Source organism: Paenibacillus sp. L3-i20 (assembly GCF_022180385.2).
GTDB lineage: Bacteria > Bacillota > Bacilli > Paenibacillales > Paenibacillaceae > Pristimantibacillus.
The window spans coordinates 1,734,090-1,754,357 of the sequence record NZ_BQME02000002.1; the positions used below are offsets into that span (position 1 = coordinate 1,734,090).

At 41.1% G+C, this 20,268-nt stretch carries 11 protein-coding genes; 2 read left to right on the top strand and 9 right to left on the bottom strand.

Going from position 1 to position 20,268, the window contains the following annotated elements; translation table 11 throughout:
- Positions 1 to 31: 31 nt before the first annotated feature.
- The 3 genes from MFF31_RS21940 to MFF31_RS21950 all read right to left on the bottom strand — a co-directional run bounded on the left by MFF31_RS21940 (position 32) and on the right by MFF31_RS21950 (position 10,062).
- The gene (locus MFF31_RS21940; RefSeq protein ID WP_238191046.1) at positions 32 to 6,553 is read right to left on the bottom strand and encodes a PKD domain-containing protein; all 6,522 of its coding nucleotides are present in this window, start codon (positions 6,551 to 6,553) and stop codon (positions 32 to 34) included.
- Between the two features lie 18 nt (positions 6,554 to 6,571).
- The gene (locus MFF31_RS21945; RefSeq protein ID WP_238191048.1) at positions 6,572 to 7,915 is read right to left on the bottom strand and encodes an S-layer homology domain-containing protein; all 1,344 of its coding nucleotides are present in this window, start codon (positions 7,913 to 7,915) and stop codon (positions 6,572 to 6,574) included.
- Positions 7,916 to 8,250: 335 nt separating this feature from the next.
- Positions 8,251 to 10,062 (bottom strand): glycoside hydrolase family 3 protein, encoded by a 1,812-nt coding sequence (locus tag MFF31_RS21950; protein ID WP_238191050.1) that lies wholly within the window; start codon positions 10,060 to 10,062, stop codon positions 8,251 to 8,253.
- A gap of 339 nt (positions 10,063 to 10,401) precedes the next feature.
- Here MFF31_RS21950 and MFF31_RS21955 point away from each other — a divergent pair, with 339 nt between their 5' ends.
- Together MFF31_RS21955 and shc are read left to right on the top strand one after the other, a co-directional pair.
- A complete protein-coding gene (locus MFF31_RS21955; RefSeq protein ID WP_238191052.1) occupies positions 10,402 to 11,757 on the top strand; it encodes a lytic polysaccharide monooxygenase in 1,356 nt (451 codons plus the stop codon).
- Between the two features lie 183 nt (positions 11,758 to 11,940).
- A complete protein-coding gene (gene shc, locus MFF31_RS21960) occupies positions 11,941 to 13,878 on the top strand; it encodes a squalene--hopene cyclase (protein WP_238191054.1) in 1,938 nt (645 codons plus the stop codon).
- Positions 13,879 to 13,941: 63 nt separating this feature from the next.
- On the opposite strand, the gene MFF31_RS21965 is transcribed toward shc, so the two are convergent.
- The 6 genes from MFF31_RS21965 to gap all read right to left on the bottom strand — a co-directional run bounded on the left by MFF31_RS21965 (position 13,942) and on the right by gap (position 20,146).
- Complete coding sequence (locus MFF31_RS21965) at positions 13,942 to 14,301, bottom strand: VOC family protein (RefSeq protein ID WP_238191055.1); 360 nt, start codon at positions 14,299 to 14,301, stop codon at positions 13,942 to 13,944.
- A 90-nt stretch (positions 14,302 to 14,391) separates the two neighbouring features.
- Positions 14,392 to 15,231: a helix-turn-helix domain-containing protein gene (locus MFF31_RS21970; protein WP_238191057.1), complete on the bottom strand. Its 840-nt coding sequence runs from the start codon at positions 15,229 to 15,231 to the stop codon at positions 14,392 to 14,394.
- 266 nt (positions 15,232 to 15,497) lie between these two features.
- Positions 15,498 to 16,298: a pyruvate, water dikinase regulatory protein gene (locus MFF31_RS21975; protein ID WP_238191059.1), complete on the bottom strand. Its 801-nt coding sequence runs from the start codon at positions 16,296 to 16,298 to the stop codon at positions 15,498 to 15,500.
- Positions 16,292 to 18,955 (bottom strand): pyruvate, phosphate dikinase, encoded by a 2,664-nt coding sequence (gene ppdK, locus MFF31_RS21980; protein ID WP_238191061.1) that lies wholly within the window; start codon positions 18,953 to 18,955, stop codon positions 16,292 to 16,294. Before ppdK ends, MFF31_RS21975 begins: the two co-directional genes overlap by 7 nt.
- Positions 18,942 to 19,115 (bottom strand): GapA-binding peptide SR1P, encoded by a 174-nt coding sequence (locus tag MFF31_RS21985; protein ID WP_238191062.1) that lies wholly within the window; start codon positions 19,113 to 19,115, stop codon positions 18,942 to 18,944. The genes ppdK and MFF31_RS21985 overlap by 14 nt, the downstream gene beginning before the upstream one ends.
- Complete coding sequence (gene gap, locus MFF31_RS21990) at positions 19,091 to 20,146, bottom strand: type I glyceraldehyde-3-phosphate dehydrogenase (protein WP_375541343.1); 1,056 nt, start codon at positions 20,144 to 20,146, stop codon at positions 19,091 to 19,093. The genes MFF31_RS21985 and gap overlap by 25 nt, the downstream gene beginning before the upstream one ends.
- Between the last annotated feature and the right edge of the window lie 122 nt (positions 20,147 to 20,268).

A 20,268-nucleotide genomic window follows, 5' to 3' on the forward strand; every position in this document is an offset into this window, starting at 1 on the left:
AAGTAGAGCAATCTACTAGATGGCAGTCCATTTATTTTACTCTATGGACACCTACAACTTGTCCTACCTCGCCGCTTATTATCACTTCCACAGAAGTTGTTTTGATAGTTCCATTGCTATAATAAGCAGAATAGACGAATGTAATCGGACCATCCTCCAGCTTTTCAAATGTCTCATACCATAGCTCCCCGCCCCAAGTCGTTTTACTCCCTCCTACTAACGACAAGTTTACAGTAAATTCACCAAAGGATGCTTCAACTCGATTAGCAACTGTTGAGCTTATAGTTGCGGTCGTATCCGCAAAGAGAAGAAACTTTTCTCCAGCCCAATACGTGTTATATCCTCGAGGTGATTCCTCATTTCCACTCTTCTTCGTATTATATTTTTTCCGATGTTCGTTCCAAATGTCAGTATGTTTAACAAAGCCTGCTACACTCAGCGGCAATACTTGTATCGACTTAGAAACTTCCACCGGCTCTGCTTTCCCATCACTAACCGTTAGCTTCATCGTCCATATCCCGACTTGTTGTAATTTTTGTGATGGGCCAGTATTCGGATACGGATCATTAAAGGAGTAATCTGTTATCGATTTCACTCCTGTTGGGCTTTTCAGCTCATAGCGCAAAGATAAGTTATCCTTATCCGGATCATTTACTAATGAACTAAATGTCACTATGTCGCCTTCGTAAACCGGCTGCGGTGACCACGTGAAATCAGCAGTAGGCGCTTGATTCGTCTCAATATAGAAGTATCGGACCGTGCTCCAATCTCCCCACTCAAATCCGTCATGTACTCTGACTTGAACATACATATTCGTCTTCTCAGGCAGATCGATGCTAGGGCTCCACAATATATTTGCAAGATTAACCACTTTCGAATCTAAAACTAAATGTCCACCATAACGATAGATCTGCACCTGATAACGTTTCTGAACATCCTGATCCCCATCTCCATACGCCCACATGAAATCAGGACGTAATACGGTCATCTTCGTTGGATTGCTCTGATTTGTACTCTCAGGAGTTGTAATTGTCGCTGTTGGTTTGCGGTTGACAATCATAATTTCCTGTTCTTTCTGTGCAGTAGCTCCATGAGAATCTACTATTAATTGACGAATCGAGTAAGTACCAATCTTGTTGAAGCTTGTGGTCCAATTGGTTCGAGAAGTACTTTTGATCGATTCTGGACCGTTCTCCGACTTGTTCCGAACATAATAGGTATGAGCAAGATTCTCTCTAGCCCCGTCCTCTTTATCACTTGCAGTTGAATCAATGGTCACCGTCACACCGCGATATGTAGTAATGTGGGACTTTGTAAATCCAGATATGGGTGGTGTGTTAAGTGCAGCCTTTTTTCCCACAACTAGTGATCGAATAGCCCACCCACTCCATGCGCCGTATTCATCTTTCACCGCAAGTGCTACCTCGTACGTACCTGTTTCCTGTGGTGTGACAAGCTTCTCTGGAACATATTCCCCACTAGGTGTAATGTAATAAAATCGTTTTTCCATTATCCCTTTGGTCACTTTATAGTCAATTCCCGTATCCTCAGTTGAATAAACGGCAGCTGATTCATAACGATCTGGATCAAGGCTACTGTCTGTCCAAAGTACTCGTCCATCATATGACCTTTGAACAACGGTAAAGTTAGCAATCGGTCTACGATGAACCGTAATATTCCGTTTGAATTCATTGGAGTATTTACGATATTCGTCAAAGTCCTTACTTGGCATTAGATAACTTGGATGAGGATCATCTCGTCCTTTAAGTGCAATAAGGTAATCCCCTACCTTATCCAACTTTAGGTTACCAGAAGTAATTGTTTTTCCATCGAGAGCCGACTTACCTTGATTATTGATAAATCGTTCTTTGTGGTACAATTTCCAACCTAATTCAGCCGCAGGATCATTTTCGGGATCTTTGAATTCTATATTGTCCGTTTTGATTTCTGCCGTGGAGTCTTCCTCTAATATGGCGTATTGATTGGACCAAAGGTTAAGATCTTCCAGTGCTTTATATTGAAGTTGGCTGAATGTAATATGTGATTTGTTAGCCCAATAACCAAAAAATCCATCTTGATACTCATTGTCTGTTGCCGTTAATATCGGGATATTATTTAGCCAAACTTCAATCTTTTCACCTAAAAACTTCAATCGAATGTTGTAGTCCGTTTTATCTTGCATTGGATACGTTCCTGTATCTAATTCAGTACGCTGTCCATTTATATATTTAGCAAGGACAATATTTTTTCCATCCGCTTCTATTGCATATCGATTTTTGGTATCTTTCATTCGGAATGAATACCCAAACCATTCTTTGTCATAATCGATTTTGTCCATACGATAGCTGAATTTGACTTCGGCATGTACCATCTTTTGCGTAGACATAAATTGTCCGCTTGTAAAAGGATTGGAGATTACAGCTGGTCTGGTTGAAGGCGCTCCTATGGAAACATTTAATCGTAATAAGCTCGTATCGCTTGAACCATTGGGTGCTTGCTCGGCTTTATTCAGTGATACGTATACCCCGTCCATGAAATACTCACCCATTAACTGTTGCCCGTGATTGCAAGGCACGCCTACTCGTCCTACGTTATTACCTGCACTATCTTTGACATTATTAAAGCCAGATGTATAACTTCCAATGGTACATGTAGCTCCATCAAGAAACGATGTTCGGTTGCCGTCAATGGTGACTGTACTATTCGGCCCAGAAATCCGTGCACCATTCCAATTTAATGAATAACTGGTTGGCGCATCATAGCGGTAATTCCCGTAATGGTACATGGAAAGATCATCGCCATATTGGGATGATTTACTTGTTTTAAGTTGACCAGTGGAAGCGTTAAGTACGAAAACTTCTTCATATCCTCCTTCACGGTTTACAATCTTGTCATAGTAAACCTTTGCTAATACCTCATTGTTGCTATAATCAAATACTAAGCTAGGCATTGTATCAGTAATATTGTAAAAGTTCACATACGAATGCATTAAAGTTGGACCCGATATTTGGTATGGAGTGAGATATTTCCTCCAAGCTATGCTGTAGTCTGAATTATACTTCGTTACATTCAAATCACGATATTTCGAATACGTATATGCATCAGGATATGTCCACGTTTGATAACTGTATATCGAACCCTCTGCATCTACCATGAAAGGACTAACATTAAACGAATAGTAACCCTTACTATCATTAATGTCTTCCGTTTGTATTTTATTTGGTGAAGGAAGTGTCACATTCGCAACTACCTTTAGGTTAGGATCATATTCGATCCACTGTAAGGTTTGAACACCATCCTTCTGATTTATACGATAGGTAACAATGTTTTTTCCTTTTGCATGACTAAACGTCACATTGACATCCGTACCCGGGACATCCGTTGATTTTTTCAATAACGCACCTGTCAGTGCATCATAAACAGATATAACGTCCTTATCGTCGTTAGGTGTTTCATGAATATAAATATATTTATCCGCTAACTCCCACGATTTCAATGTTGTATATCTCGTAATTTTGAAATCATAAGGCTGCTTATTACCCGAATATCGATAACTGTAAAAGAATTCATTCGGTTCAAGGTATTGTTCAACTAGTTGTAATTTACTCGGATTTAATGCGTAGAGTTCCCATTCTTTTCTGGAACCGTCCCAACCATCTACGTCATAATTTTTATTGAAAAAAATATTCTTTTTGTTTGATCTAATTTTAAATTTTGCTGCATCACGATACTTGTTGAACGTTTGAAAATGTTTGTTCGATTTTGGATCTATGATCGGTAATGAATACGTTGGATTCAGTGATTCGCTTGAACGATAGGGTGACAATCGATTATTACCGAATCCATTATTGACCATCCCAGTCATTTCGAAAGAATCCCGATTCATTGCAAGTCTCGATTGGCTAAAATCATAAAACACCTGCTGCTGCGGACCGAAGTTTCTTCCTTCTCCAGCAACAAGATTTTTTTGATCGATGCTCCACAACGACGATTTGTTTCTTACTTTTGTGGTGCTATTGATATCGTAGACGTTCCATTTCATCATTTGTCCTGGTGTGATAATCGAATAAGGATCAAGGTCTGGTTGCTCGTTTTTCCCTTCTAAGTTAAAGGCAACTTCCGGAGCATCATTAATGACATCTAGCGTCATTTCTGATTCTGTAACATCTAACGTATCATCCGTACGCCCATAATCTTCCCTTACTTTCGTATAGAATAAGTATTTGCCTACCCGGTCTGGAGTGAATGGAAAACTTAGCAACGTTCCACCAATAATCGAATTCCACTGATCATCTCCGAATCCATTATTTTTACTATCATATTTAAACTTGTATTCAAAGCCTGTAATTTTATCATCATCAGGACTGACGGAGCGATTAATGACTTCGATCGTCTGCTTTCTTATGCCAATAGAAGGTACTTCTAGTTTTGCAACGGGCGGAAGATCAGGTTTCACGATGATGGAGCAATTACTAGGGCTAAGTGATTTCAGCCCTTCTGAATCGTATACATGCAGCGAAACCGTAGCGAATTGATTTGTGTTCGTCTCATTCACATAATGTGGTAGACGTCCGATCCATTCATCCCTAGCGTGATTGATTTTCCGTCCCATAGGGCTAAAGCTTTCGCTAGAATCAAATAAATTGGTTGCAATTGATCGCATTGATTTTACACTGACGGGGCACTTTGCAATCGGGACTGGATTTTTCGGTATTACCTTAATGGACGTAGAAGCGCTCGTCGTTAATCCCCATTCGTCTCGCATTTGGGCAGTGACATGATGATAACCTAACACATCCATCGTTACATTATGGTAGCCATCTGTATATTCGTCGTATTTGCTCGGTAATGATTGAATAAAAGGTGAGCCATTCGCTGTATCAAAGCCCATAAAGTGTAAGGAGTCGCCATCTGGATCAGTCGGCGTTGGTACTGAGGGATCATCAATATAAACCAGATCTAATACCGTACCTTCTACTACCTCTCTAATGGGTTGTATCTTATAGTGAGGATGAACAAATCCAATTTTGAATTGAGGAGGATTGTTGCCTGCCATATCATTGACAGTTAATGTTTTGTGCCCTGTCCAGCCAGATTCTCCGCAGCTGGTCTTAATGTTAATGCTAACGGTGTGAGAACCTATCCCTATTACCCAAGGATAACTGCTAAACGTGTAACTTGTATCGGTGCTTTGGCCGAATATTGGTGAAGTGGTATATGTTCCACCTCTTTCAATCTTGTACCTGTGTGATTGATACGTACAACCAGCCATTACAAAGTTTTTTGGTACAAAGCGGAATGGCTGCCGGAAGTTTATCGTATCTGGAATGATATCGAAGTCTCCTGAAAATCGTGGTGCTTCCTTTTCATAAAAAAAGGTCACATAAGCCTTTGTCTGAGTTCTACTCAGGCTCACTGTGACCGTATTTCCAGATTGTACTGTATCGCTGTAATTGCTGTAAGACACATTTCTGCCGAGTACCTTTCCGTGGGTTGGCTCTGCATTTAGAATGCGAGATAGTGGCAATGGATCTGCAAATGGCGTCATAGACTCTGTTACTTTTACAAAGCTTCCAGTTGGTCCTGTTCGTACCATGTGACGCACATTGATCTGAGTTGGTTCATTTTCTTTTGGTCCCCACTCAACTACAATCTTTTTATCTCCGTAGCGATAAGTCGTTGCTTCCAATTGGAACTTAAAAGCTGAATACCACCACATTTGTCTCGCCCCGGGACTTGCCCAGTCTTTATAAAATCCTTTTTTTTCAGAGTCTCCTCCGAAAGTTTGCTCAAAATAAACCATAATGCTGTTTTTAGATATTACTTCAAACTTGCCATCATATTTCGTTGACCGATCATATTTTCCAGAACAAGGCGAGGTTGTATTATTGAAACCACATTCCTTATGTATATCATTTTCCACTGTTTTAGCCGGATCAACCCCGATGTTTACAGGCTTAACGGTATTCTGAACCACAACTTTTTCATCTATCGAAGGCTTTACATCTTCTCCGTCAATGTAATAGGGACTATCCTTTTTAAGAACTAAGGTAAGTAGATCATCTGTACAGTTTGGGTATGCTTTATATTTCCACTCATCTTCAGGAGCGGAGGGGCATTTTCCACTATCATTATGTCTTATTTTTCTAGGAGTATTTGCTCTCCATAGATCACTGCCACTTGAACGATCCCAATAATACACACCACCATGGGTGTGACTTCTTGTTGTTCTTACTAAAATAGATGTTCCTTGAATCGTATCCAGTCCAGCAAAACTTTCTTTTCCTAGCCAGTCACCCGGTACATCTCGGAGTTTTTTTCCATCTGAATTTTCCCAACGAATATTAGTAATTACTTGTCCTTGTATTTTTCCTGCTGTGAAATTAACAGTCATGCTTGTTTGATCTCTGTAACTGTACTTATCTGTTGCAATATACTTTTCCCCTTTTTCAGAGTAGACCGTTTCAGGAGTTGTTGTTGCGGCTTCTACGTACCCTATTTTCCATCCATATATCAAGACTATAATAGCCAATGTGACAAACAACTTCTTCATTTCCTCACCTCCATTCATTTACTTACCGAAATGTGTTGTTGTACCGAAAAAAATCGTATTGCTTATGTTCTCTCCGAATGATGGACTTAAATAAAAGCTGATAGAAATATTTCGATCTGGGTTGTTTTTACTTCCTCCGATGTTCTCGTACAATTGATATCCAGTATTAGGAATAGCCCATACCATAACGCCTGTACCTATTCTTTTTTCAGCATTTGATGGTCTACGTGAGCTAATATGTCTAAAAGCTTTTTCTTTCGTTTCAATAGGGAACGGTTCTATCAGTTTGTGATGCGGATACGGATTTGGTGCTTTGTAGCTTTGGGTTGTAACATCAATGATTCCTGGGTATTGCTTACCTCCATTATTGGTATACGTCTCATATTCGATGTACATTGCGTATGCATCGTTAGGAAGTTTCCCATCATATCCAAAAGTCATTTTTGAAGTGGCAGGAAGCAACTTGCGATAAGGATCTTTTGGATCGTCAAGATCAATAAGAATAATTCGTTTTACTTCCGAATGAATAAGAGAATTTTTAAATACCAGATTCTCCAGCTTATAGTTTTTCTTCATACCGCTACCTTTTGGATCATTAAAGATGTGCGGTGCAACTGTAAATGCATTCGTCTTTAGCCATTGCAATTCCGCCTCAGAAGTTGCATATTTATCCAAAGCAAGCTTCTTACCTTCTTTTAAGCTTAATATCCGCTCAATTACAGTTACAGCTTGTGCACGTGTTGTTGAACGCTCTAATCCGATTTCATTACCACCAAATCCATTTAAAACACCTCGATTGAAAGCCTCGAATACTAGAAACCCCTCGTAGTACTCTCTCATAAACTCATCGGTGCGAGTCACCATGTTATTAGTAGCAGTAAGTGGCCATCGATTAATCTCTACTTCCTTTGTTATTCCCGAAGACTCCACAGTTTTAAGCGTTTCATCAGCACCTCTTACCGCAAGCCAAGCCATGTGACGGCGACTTATATCGGCAGTCATATGCCACTCTGCAAAATCCGCATCCCCTTTATACACACCAGCTTCTTTTACCGCTTTTACATATGTTGTGTACCACAAACTTCCTTCCGAATCATGTTCTAAACCTAACGCCTTTACAATCATTTTTATAAACTGTGCTCTCGTTACTTTGGCATCGGGCCTAAATGTTCCATCCGGAAAACCATTCACATAACCCTTCTTTACAGCAATTTCAATTTGCCCTTTAGCCCAATGTTTAGAAATGTCCTTAAAGCCTACTATTTTTGCATTTGCCGCCTGTATACCAGTAGCAGTTTGTAGTGACAATAATCCTAGCAACAATACAATAGCTAAAAAGTACCCTTTCCATTTTGACACCATATAAAAACCCTCCCTAATTTATTAGTAATTAGCGTAATCTAGTAAACGTTTTCATAAATAAAACAATCATTCCTATCAATTTCAATACATACCCTTCAACCCATATAACGTGATCTTGTTGTATCATGATTTTATACATCCTGCCAATTACTTTATCGACAGAAATAGCAAAAAAGCACACTTCCTCCCAGCAAACGATGGGAAAAGCGTGCTTCGCTTTTGTTGATCTAACATAAAAAATACTACACAACTAGATCAGTGTCAATATTATCCTCTTTTAACTTTAATAATAAGCTTCTTCCGTAACCCACGTACTCGAGAAACTAACAACCATCTTAAGGATAACTCAATCCAAATCCAAGAGGGAACTCAGCACTAAGCGTAATCGGTAATTTCCCTTTAGGCTTCGCACCGAAAACAACTTGAATCGCAGCTTCCCACGATACTGGAATTGCCGTGATCCAATACCAATTATCCAACGCATAAGTTGCAACATAAGCCCCTACTTCTGGATAACCTAAAATATCACTTGGATTTCCAAGCGAAACTGCAACAACCGGTTTCCCTGTAGCCAGCAACTCATTAACTAATTGAACTTGCCCAGCTAATAATTCACGATCAGAATAAGTGCACACAATAATTCGATCTGCCTTGGCTGCTTGCTTGATCGCTTCCGCTATTGCAGCCCCAGATGCATCTAGCTTCTCTCCTTGAGCTTCAGCTATTTGATAAGAAATTACTTTCCCTTTACTAATGGCCTTGACTGATTCCGCAATTTCATCCGCATAGGCAGCACTGACAACAAGTGTCGTTTCATCGGTTGCAGCATCAAGCGGAAGAATGCCATCATTTTTGACAAGTGTTATTGAATCTAATGCGATCTTTCTCGCAAGTTCCGAGTGATCTGAGCTACCAACGACTTCGCTCGCATTTGCTTCATCCACTAATCTATTTTCAAACAGTTTCATCTGAAATTTATAGGTTAATATTCGAGTAACTGACTCATCTAATCGGCTTCTTGCTAACTTTCCATTGTCCAGTGCCTTATTTAGTGCATGCAATGTTTCGGTCTGGTCGAACTGAGAGCCGTTAGCCATAACGATATCCGCTCCAGCATTAATCGCCATTACAGCCGCCTCTCCCGCTCCCCAATTGTTCGTAATAGCTTCCATTACCATCGCATCCGTGACGATAATGCCTTTAAACCCTAGCTCTTCACGCAATAATCCGGTTAATACTTTTTTTGACAATGTCGCAGGCAAATCAGGGTCGATCGCTTCCAAAATAATATGAGCTGTCATTATAGATTCAATGCCTGCATCAATAACCGCACGAAATGGTGCAAGATGTACGTCCCTCAACACATCTTTGCTATAAGAAACTTTTGATAACGTCGAATGCGAATCAAAGCCAGTATCTCCATGGCCGGGAAAATGTTTTGCGCTGGAGAGCATACCATTCTTTTGATACCCCTTAACTTGGGCAACAGCCATCCTACTTACTGCCTCTGGATCTTCACCAAATGAACGTACACCAATTACGGGGTTCAGTCTATTGGAATTAACATCGGCAACGGGGGAGAAACTCCAGTGAAAACCCATTGCTTTTGCTTCGATAGCAGTCATTTCTGCAACCTGCTGTGCATACGTCGTATTTTGTGTGGCGCCTATCGCCATCTGTCTCGGTAGAACGGTTGCTTCTCCTGGTATACGTTGTGCTGCACCGTACTCCATATCACCAGATATAAAGAGTGGAATACCTAATCGTGACTCACTCGACCACTGCTGCAATTGATTGATAAACTGGGTTGTTTCCAAGGCTGACTCCGTCCTACGGTTTAATAGAACACTCCCAACACCATATTCCTTAACCATTTCGCTAGAAAATGTATTGACCCCATAAGCTGGAGTATACATAACGAGTTGACCTATTTTTTCTTTATCATTCATCTTTGCAATAAGACTCTTCACCTTATCCTCAATAGAAGTTACATCACTACTGGAACTTTCGACCGGAGTAGCACTCGGCTGGGCGGCACTTAAATTGCCGATAGGTTTGTTTGATTCCCCTATATCACTTACATAAAAAATAACTGCTGCAACGATGATGACTATAAATGCGAGCCCAAACATGCCTCTTTTCTTCATTGTTACCTCCTTTTAATATGTAGTGACAGCTAATCCTTTTATTTGACATTTTATAGTAAATGTAATTAAAAAGAAATGTAATCATTTATTTTGAATGTGTATTCAATTAATAGTCAGAATATTTTGAATAATAACTTCTTCAAAATGATCATTGGGTTCAAGCTTTTGATTTTTTTCTTCAAAATGTCTTCATAATAATTGCAATAGCGCAATACACTGAATTCAGATGGAAGGAGGAATTTTTTTAAGCTTGTAAGTTTTCATCTGGAGTCGCACGCTTTATGAGAACGCTTTATTCCATGAAGCATTCGCTCTCCCCCACTATGAGGAGGTTAGTTAATGACAACGAAAGCTATTCGTTCATCACGTTCGACCGTCAAACAATTTGTAATGTACATGGGTATTTTGCTAGTAGCCGCAGTAGCCTGTACACTTTTTGCACAACAAATCTCTGCTCATGGTTATGTTGAAGGACCTGCAAGTCGTGCTGCACTATGTAAATCTGGTCAAAATACGAATTGTGGACCTATTATATACGAGCCGCAAAGCCTAGAAGCAGCAAAAGGATTTCCTAACGCAGGCCCGGCAGATGGCCAAATCGCTAGTGCAAATGGAGCATTCCCTACACTTGATGAACAATCAGCAACACGTTGGTCTAAAGTGAATATCACTGCTGGACAGAGAACTTTTACATGGAAGCTAACTGCAGCACATGCTACTGCGAGTTGGAAATACTATATTACGAAAACAAATTGGAATTCTAATGCGGCACTTACTCGAAATTCCTTCGATTTAACTCCATTTTGCTCGGTTAATTATGGCGGTGCACAACCTCCATTCTCCTATTCAAATAGTTGCAATGTACCTGCTCGTACCGGTTATCATGTCATCTTGGCAGTATGGGAAGTCGCAGATACTCCGAACGCATTTTATAATGTAATCGATGTCAATTTCAGTGGATCTAATCCATCTGACACACAAGCACCAACAGCACCTTCGTCCCTTACTTCTCCTTCCAAAACAGCAACAAGCGTTTCCTTATCTTGGGGAGCATCTACCGATAATGTTGGCGTCACAGGCTACCGCATTTACAGAGGGTCTACATTAGTTGCAACTGTGACAGGTACAACGCTCAGCTACAATAATGTGGCGTTAACCTCAAATACAACCTATACGTATTCGATTAAAGCTATCGATTCAGCAGGAAATGAATCGGGTTCAAGCAACTCCATTTCAGTTACAACTTCCCCGTTCACAGGCAATGATACTCAAGCTCCAACTGCTCCAGGGGCACTACATGTTATGGGGACACCTACATCAACAAGCTTACAGCTAATGTGGAACGCTTCAACCGATAATGTTGCCGTTACAGGATATCGTGTCTACCGTGGCACAACATTAGTAGCTACCGTTGCAGCTAATGCTACTTCTTACACTGTGACGGGGCTTACTGCAAGCACTAGTTATACTTTTAACGTACATGCAATCGATGGGGCCGGCAATCAATCAGCGGCAAGCACTGTAAGCGCTACTACTGCTGGAACAACGTCTGCAATTCCATGGGCGGCCAATGTGTCGTATGCACCTGGTACACTTGTTTCCTATAATGGATTAGTTTATGAATGCCGCCAATCGCACACTTCCGTAGTTGGATGGGAACCACCTAATGTCGCATCTCTGTGGCTTCTTAAATAAGAAGGAATATGATTCATAACTCAATTACTTTCTAACATTAAAAGCCACAACGAGTCCTAACTCGCTGTGGCTTTGCTGTGTGCTCAATTTTAATTCCATCGTATTTAACTTTCTACTCTCTCCTCATTACAGTGCAACACTGATCATATAGTAGTAAGAAACAGCGCTGGAGGTACGTTCATAATGAGTCAATTGCTCCGCGATATAGATACAGAAATTAATCGTATTACGAACAATTTGCTAGAGCAACAACGACAAGATGGATCATGGCATTTTTGCTTTGAAAATGGTACATCTATAGACGCCTACATCATCGTTCTCTTTCGTACATTAGGCGTTCAAAACGACGACCTGATTCGCAGACTTCATGATCGCATACTTGCGGAGCAGCAAGCAGATGGATGTTGGAAGCTGTATTACGATGAAAAGGAAGGCAATCTTTCTACTACAATCGATGCTTATTACGGAATACTCTATTCTGGTTATAGCGGGGCAACGGATGATTCTATTCAACGCGCCGAACGCTTCATCCGATCTAAAGGTGGTATCCGAGCCGCTACCAGCATTCTAACTAAAACAATATTAGCTACTACTGGTAATAAAAAATGGCCGCTATCCATCTCATCTATTCCACTAGAAATACTACTATTCCCCCCTTCTTTTCCAATTAACATCTTTCAATTTTCCGGTTATGCAAGAGTACATCTCATCCCTATGTTGATTATGGCAGATCGGAACTTTTCTATTCAAATAAACAATACCCCTGATCTAAGTGGTCTAACTTTAAATCAGAGGACAGAAGATGAATTACAGAATGACTCAGAAGTGAAAAGCAACGAATATCAAGAAATGATGGGCAACATGCGGTCAGGATTAAACCGACTAATCGGGGCTACCGGATATATTCATGAAGTAGCAACAAAAAAGGCCGAACAATTTATGTTGGATCGAATCGAAGCGGACGGAACCTTGTACAGTTATGCCAGCAGTACAATCCTAATGGTATTCGCCCTGCTTGCTCTTGGTTATGAAAAGGGACATCCTCATATCACCCATGCAGTACAGGGTTTAACCGATATGCAGTGGCGAACAAGCGACAAAACAACGATACAAAACTCTCCATCCACGGTTTGGGATACAGCGCTATTAGCTAATTCCTTGCAAATTAGCGGTGTTTCATATGAACATACAGCAATACAAAAAGCAACTGCCTACCTGCTCTCGAGACAACAGACCAAATATGGTGATTGGAGCAAGCATAACCCACATGCTAGACCCGGAGGCTGGGGATTTTCTGCAACAAATACGATTAATCCAGACATTGATGACACAACTGCTGCACTTCGAGCTATAAAAGGTATGTCTCAAATCGATGCTTCTTATCAAGAAGCGTGGAACCGTGGTCTAAACTGGATTATCTCTATGCAAAATAAGGATGGCGGCTGGCCAGCTTTTGAAAAAAACACAAACAATCGCATGTTAACTTGGCTTTCGATCGACGGTGCTAAGTCTGCTGCCATTGACCCTTCAGAAGCCGACCTTACAGGGCGTACTTTAGAATATTTAGGCCAATTTGCTGGACTTGATATACGCCATAACTTTATAAAGCGTAGTGTAGATTGGCTCTTTCATAATCAAGAAAAAAACGGCTCATGGTATGGCAGGTGGGGCATCTCATACATCTATGGTACATGGGCTGCAATAACAGGACTAAAAGCCGTTGGTATTCATTCAAACCACGCATCCGTGGAGCGCGCAGCTAAATGGATCTTAAATATACAAAATGATGATGGCGGCTGGGGGGAATCCTGTAGAAGTGATCGACTTCAACACTACGTGCCATTAGGGGTAAGTACACCTTCTCAAACAGCTTGGTGCTTGGATGCATTAATTGCTATTTACCCAAGACCAACAGTTGAAATAAAAAGAGGTGTTGAAGCATTACTTGCATCGCTGCATAAGGATGACTGGACAACTACTTACCCTACGGGAGCAGGCCTTCCTGGCAATTTTTATATACATTATCACAGCTATCGATATATTTGGCCATTGCTTGCACTAGGGAATTACCGTAAGAAGTATCGTAATGATAGCGAGATGACTGAGGGGAATTCCCACTGACAACACTCATGCAAAAGAAGCCATTTGGCAAATGCGCCAAGTGGCTTCTTTTTTGCTGGTAAATTATTTTGCGAAAAACTCGATTACACCAAACTCTAGACCATCTATATCTTCACAATAAGCAAATACTCCAACTTCAGGAATATCCATTTTTGAACTAGTCGTTTTACCGCCTGCTTGCTCGATTTTACTTAAATATTCATCAAGATTTGCAACATGTATCGTATTTATAGTCCGTACTGCATCCTCTGAAGCTGCTTTCATTAGACCGCCATCAATTCCTTCATCCTCAGCAGAACCAGTTATAATCGACCAATATCCCTCCATCATCTCTTGAAACTTCCAACCAAAAACTTCTTGATAAAAAGCCATTTTTTTCTCTGGATCTTTTGCTTCGATTTCAAAATGAACAACTCGTGACATATAGTCAGCTCCTCTTCATCCAGTAGTTTATTGTGATCCTGAGTTAACAATAACTCAATTATGGGAGGCTGACTTCTTCTAGTTTGCTCTTTAATCTATTTTATCCTCGATAAAGTTTTGTATCAGTATGGGGAATGAAATAAGGATAGGAGGATCATAAAATCTAGGCGATCGAAGGGACACATTGCTATTGCCTATCATTTTTCCATTTTCCACAACAATTTTTCCGCTTGCTTTCCCTCGCAACGAATTTTGTGGATGTAAGTACTCATCAATTGGATCATCCCATGAAAAAGCGATCGCCAACACGTAATAGATTCCATCGGGAACATTTGGTATGGCATAATCGCCTGAACTAAATACTATCGTGCATCCTATTGGCTTCCCCATAGGTATTGGTTTTGGAAAAAGACCTACACATATCATTCCCTCTAAATTTCCCGGAACTTCCACACGACCCTCTACACTCGTACGAGTATTTATTTTCGTTTTTAATTGTATCTGTTGAAGTTCTTGAAGTCCCAACATTCTATCCTCTATAAAAGCTCTAAATTGTTGTGGAGATAAGCCGATAAAACGAGAAAAGTTAGAAGAAAACGTTCCAAAGCTGCTATATCCGACCGTTTGGCCAACTTCTGTCGCTGTCGATTTAGATTTTAATAGAAGCTTTTTACTCCATTGAAATCGAAGGGCTGATAAGAAAAGACGAGGTGGAATACCTGTAACTGAGCGGAAGATTCGGTCAAAATGGAATGGGCTATATGAAGCAGCGCTAGCCAATTCCTCTGAAGAAAGAGAGGCGTCATCCAGTCGATTGAGCATCTGCCGAATAGCTTCTCTAACTGCATATTCATGAGAAGTTTCTACAGATTTAACTTCACAATCATTTTCCTTTGCTTCCTGCTCAACCTGATACGCGGGTCTATTCACAGCACTTCTCCTTCCACAGCATATTCTTCAATTACAGTGACTAACATAATGTTTATACAGATTATAGCATATAAGGGAATGTGATCTGCTTCATTTGTTTTTACATGCCAAAAAGGCACCCGCTAAAAATCAGCGAGCACCTCCGCCATGCTTGAATGTTGGTATCATCCGCAAAGTCAATTGTTCTATCAGACTTAACTTTCAATTTTAACGCTTGAGCAACAGATATTTGATCCCTTTCACTTTGCCGCCAACTATTTCTAACCTTATAAATGCTCCATTATAATGCCAGCAGTCTCTTCAATCGCCTTATTCGTTACATTAATAACCGTGCAGCCAAGCTCCTTCATTAAGGATTGACCATATTCCAGCTCATCAATAATTCGTTGAAACGTCGCATATTGCGAGCCATCTGGCAGCCCTAGCACTTTCAATCTCTCCGCACGAATATTGAGAATATGCTCAGCATCCATTGTCAGTCCGAATATACGTCCGCTCTTAATTTTGTAAAGCTCGTTTGGTACTTTCACCTCGGGTATAATTGGGAGATTGGCGGTTTTTATCCCTTTGTGTGCCAAATAAATACTAAGTGGCGTCTTCGAAGTACGTGACACTCCAATCAATACGACTTGAGCTTGCAACATGCCGCGAGGATCTCGGCCATCATCAAATTTTACCGCAAACTCAATCGCTTCTATTCTACGGAAATAATCTTCATTCATCTCATGCAGTAGACCAGGCTGCCGCTTAGGTGCATAACCGTACGTATCCACAAAAGCTTGAAGCATCGGGCCCATAATATCTACTGCACGTATCCCCATTCTTATCGCATCCGACTTCATCGCTTCCCGAAGCTCAGGTTGAACTAATGTGTAAGCAACCAATCCGCCTAGCGCTGCTGTTTCCTTTACAATAGCTCGAACTTCCTCTTCCGTACGAATGTTACTATATCTCTTTACAATAACATCCCGTGAATTAAATTGACGAATAGTCGCTTGTGCAACAGCCTCCGCTGTTTCACCTATCGAATCTGAACAAATAACTAAATATTGTTGCTTGGTTAACATCGTTGCCCTCCGAGCTTTACCTTTGCTTGCGCAGCTGCAATTCTTGCCAGTGGAACTCTGTAAGGGGAGCAGCTAACATAATCCAATCCCGTTTCGTGACAGAAAAATATTGACTCCTTGTCACCTCCATGCTCACCGCAAATACCTGTTTTTAGCGTCGGCTTTGTCGATCTGCCCTTCTCGACCGCCATCTCTACGAGCAATCCAACACCTTCGGTATCAAGTACTTGGAATGGATTGTTCCGCAACAATTCATGATCTACATAATGGCTAAGAAACTTTCCTTCTGCATCGTCACGACTGTAGCCAAAGGTCATTTGAGTCAAATCATTTGTACCAAAAGAAAAGAAATCAGCATGCTCGGCAATTTTGTCGGCGGTTAAAGCAGCTCTAGGCACCTCAATCATCGTCCCAATCTTGTAAGATTGCTCCTCCTTATTCGTGCCAAATACAGTATCTGCAGCACGCTCAACCAACTCACGCATTATCTTCAACTCATTGACATGCCCAACTAGAGGAATCATAATTTCAGGGATAACGACTACTCCGTTATTCTGGCAGTTTAAGACAGCACGGAATATAGCGATTGCTTGCATCTCATAAATTTCAGGGAACAGAATACCTAGACGACAACCTCGTTGTCCCAACATTGGATTCATCTCATGAAGGTTGCGTACTTTACGAATGAGGATATCCAGTTGTTGCTTCTCTCTACTGTTTCCTTCATTAATACCCCCATGAGTCATCGTTAACTGTTTCACAATCAACTCTTCCAAATGTGGCAAAAACTCATGCAACGGTGGATCAAGCAGCCTTATCGTAACTGGAAATCCATTCATAGCTGTAAAGATACCTTCAAAGTCGCTTTGCTGCATCGGCAGTAATTGTTCTAACGCTAGTTCACGCTCCTCTTTCGTATCAGCCAAAATCATTGCCTGAACGACCGGCAAGCGATCCGCAGACATGAACATATGCTCCGTCCGGCATAGTCCAATTCCTTCCGCACCAAACTCCCTTGCTTTCAAAGCATCTTCTGGCGTATCTGCATTTGTCCGAACGGCCAAATCACGAATGTCATCCGCCCATTCAAGCAGTTCTTCTAACTCAACTGTAATTTCAGGCTCTTTCAATGTTACTCCGCCCAAAATAACTCGACCAGTTGATCCATCGAGAGTAATCCAGTCGCCTTCATTAACGGTGACAGATCCTGCTACAAATAATCCTGCTTCCTTATCAATACGCACTTCCTCACAGCCGCAAACACAAGGCTTACCCATTCCACGCGCAACCACAGCTGCATGGCTCGTCATACCGCCACGACTTGTCAACACACCTTCTGCTGCAATAACGCCATGAATATCTTCTGGACTCGTTTCCATGCTGACGAGGACAACTTTCTTGCCCTCACGTGCCCATTCTTCAGCCTTATCTGCGTCGAATACAATCTGACCTGTAGCTGCACCTGGCGATGCGGGCAAACCTACAGCAAGTACATCTAACTTCGCATCCTCATCAATTGCCCGATGTAGAAGCTTGTCCAAATGCTCCACTTCAATTCTGGAAAGTGCTTCTTCACGAGTCAAAATACTTTCATTAGCCAAGTTAACTGCCAGTTTAACTGCCGCTTGCGCCGTTCTTTTACCATTACGTGTTTGCAAAATGAACAATGTACCATTTTCGACTGTAAATTCGATATCTTGCATGTCCCGATAGTGAACTTCCAGCCTTGCCGCTGTTTCTGCGAGCTGCTTATAAATGTCCGGCATTTCCCGCTCCAACTGTGCAATCGGAAGTGGCGTCCGCACTCCAGCAACAACGTCTTCTCCCTGCGCATTAATCAGGTATTCCCCGTATAGCACTTTCTCTCCCGTAGAAGGATTACGTGTAAACAACACACCCGTACCGCAGTCATCGCCCATATTGCCAAATACCATCGATTGTATATTAACTGCTGTTCCTTGATGGTCTGGAATGTTATAAGCTTTCCGATAAACGATTGCCCTGTGGTTGTTCCAACTACGGAACACTGCTTCTACCGCAAGTTCTAGTTGTTTGTTTACATCTTGAGGGAACTGTTGCTTAGCTTTTCTTACGATTAGTTCTTTATAGGATTCAATCAATTCTTTCCAGGCTTCCACTGGCAAATCTTTGTCTTCCTCAATAGAGAGACTATTTTTCTTGCTGTGAAGCAGCTTCTCGAAATAAATGCCTTCAATGTCAAAAACAACGTTGCCAAACATTTGAATTAGTCTTCTGTAACAATCATAAGCAAAACGTGGATTTCCCGTCTGTTCAGCGAGCGCTTCCACAGTACGATCATTAAGTCCAAGATTTAGTATTGTATCCATCATGCCAGGCATAGAACTGACCGAACCAGAGCGGACAGATACAAGCAGCGGGTTATCACTGCCGCCGAATTGTTGACCCTTTCTTTCTTCCACTTGAGATAAAGCGCTCTGAACTTCGTCCATTAATCCATTCGGCAACGTTTTCCCAGCGCCATAATATTCTCTGCAAGCTTCCGTTGTAAGAGTAAATCCAGGTGGAACAGGAAGACCTGCATTTGTCATTTCAGCAAGATTGGCTCCTTTACCTCCAAGTAAAAGCTTCAGCCCAGCGTTTCCTTCTTCAAAGTGCATAACTCTACTCTGTGTCATCCGTCGGTTCCCCCTGATTATTCGCAATGTCTATGCAATTTTCATGACCGCAATTTAAGTAGTAGAACATGACTTTCTCCGTATCCAATGTGTCAATAACCGTGTTGCAATGCCTGCATAGGATAGCGCCTAAATTCATCTTGCTGCTGTAGTTGCCCATTCCTTTACACCTCCAACAGTGATAGATCTGCTCACTAATTGTGCCAAATCCATTACTCTGCACGAATAACCCCATTCATTGTCGTACCAAGCAAGTACTTTTAATTGATCTCCGCTCACCATAAGAGATGGTGCATCTATAATAGCTGAATGTGAATTTCCAATATAATCGGATGAAACTAGAGGTGCATCAACAACGTCTAAGCAAGCCTTTAAATAAGTAGAAGCCGCTTCAACAAATGCTTGTTTAACATCTTCTACTGTTGTTTTCTTCGATAAATGTACTGTCAAATCAACAAGCGATACGTCCGGTGTCGGTACACGTAACGAGATTCCTTGAACAACCGCTGCTAGATGCGGCAATACATCCCTTAGAGCTTTCCCAACACCTGTAGAAGTAGGGATAATGGACTGTGCACACCCGCGCGCTCTTCTAAGATCTTTATGAGGATTGTCCATATGATTCTGATCGCTAGTATAAGCATGAACTGTAGTCATCCAACCTTGTTTGACGCCAAATGCCTGGTCCAGAACATCTAACACAGGTGCTACACAATTTGTTGTACATGAAGCGGCTGATAAAATGCGATGTTTCGCAGGATCATAATTTTTATCGTTCACGCCCATAACGACTGTAAGGTCAACTTGTTTGCCCGGAGCTGTCAAAATGACATGTTCTGCTCCAGCTGCAATATGCTTTAATGCACCTTCACGATCATTAAATTTGCCAGTTGCATCTATCGCTATCGCTACGCCATATTCCTTCCATGGCAGCTTTGTCGGATCTCTTTCCATTACATAGTGAACCTTGTTACCGTTAATAATGAGATTTCCATCCTGAGTAGTTACTTCTGCGTCCCATGTACCATGTATAGTGTCATATTTCAATAAATGAGCAATCGTTTCAACGGGATAGGTGGAATTCACCACTTTAATTTGAATCTCTTTTGAATTTGTGGAAAAGGCTCTACGAATAACCAATCTTCCGATTCTTCCTGTGCCGCTAATTCCTACTCCAACCATTGTAACCATAACCCCCTGTTGTTTGTCAGATTTAATTAATACATAACATATATTATTTATGACACACTATTTAAATATATGCAACATATAAATTAATTTAAATGGCATTAATACTTTAATGTACGTCATAT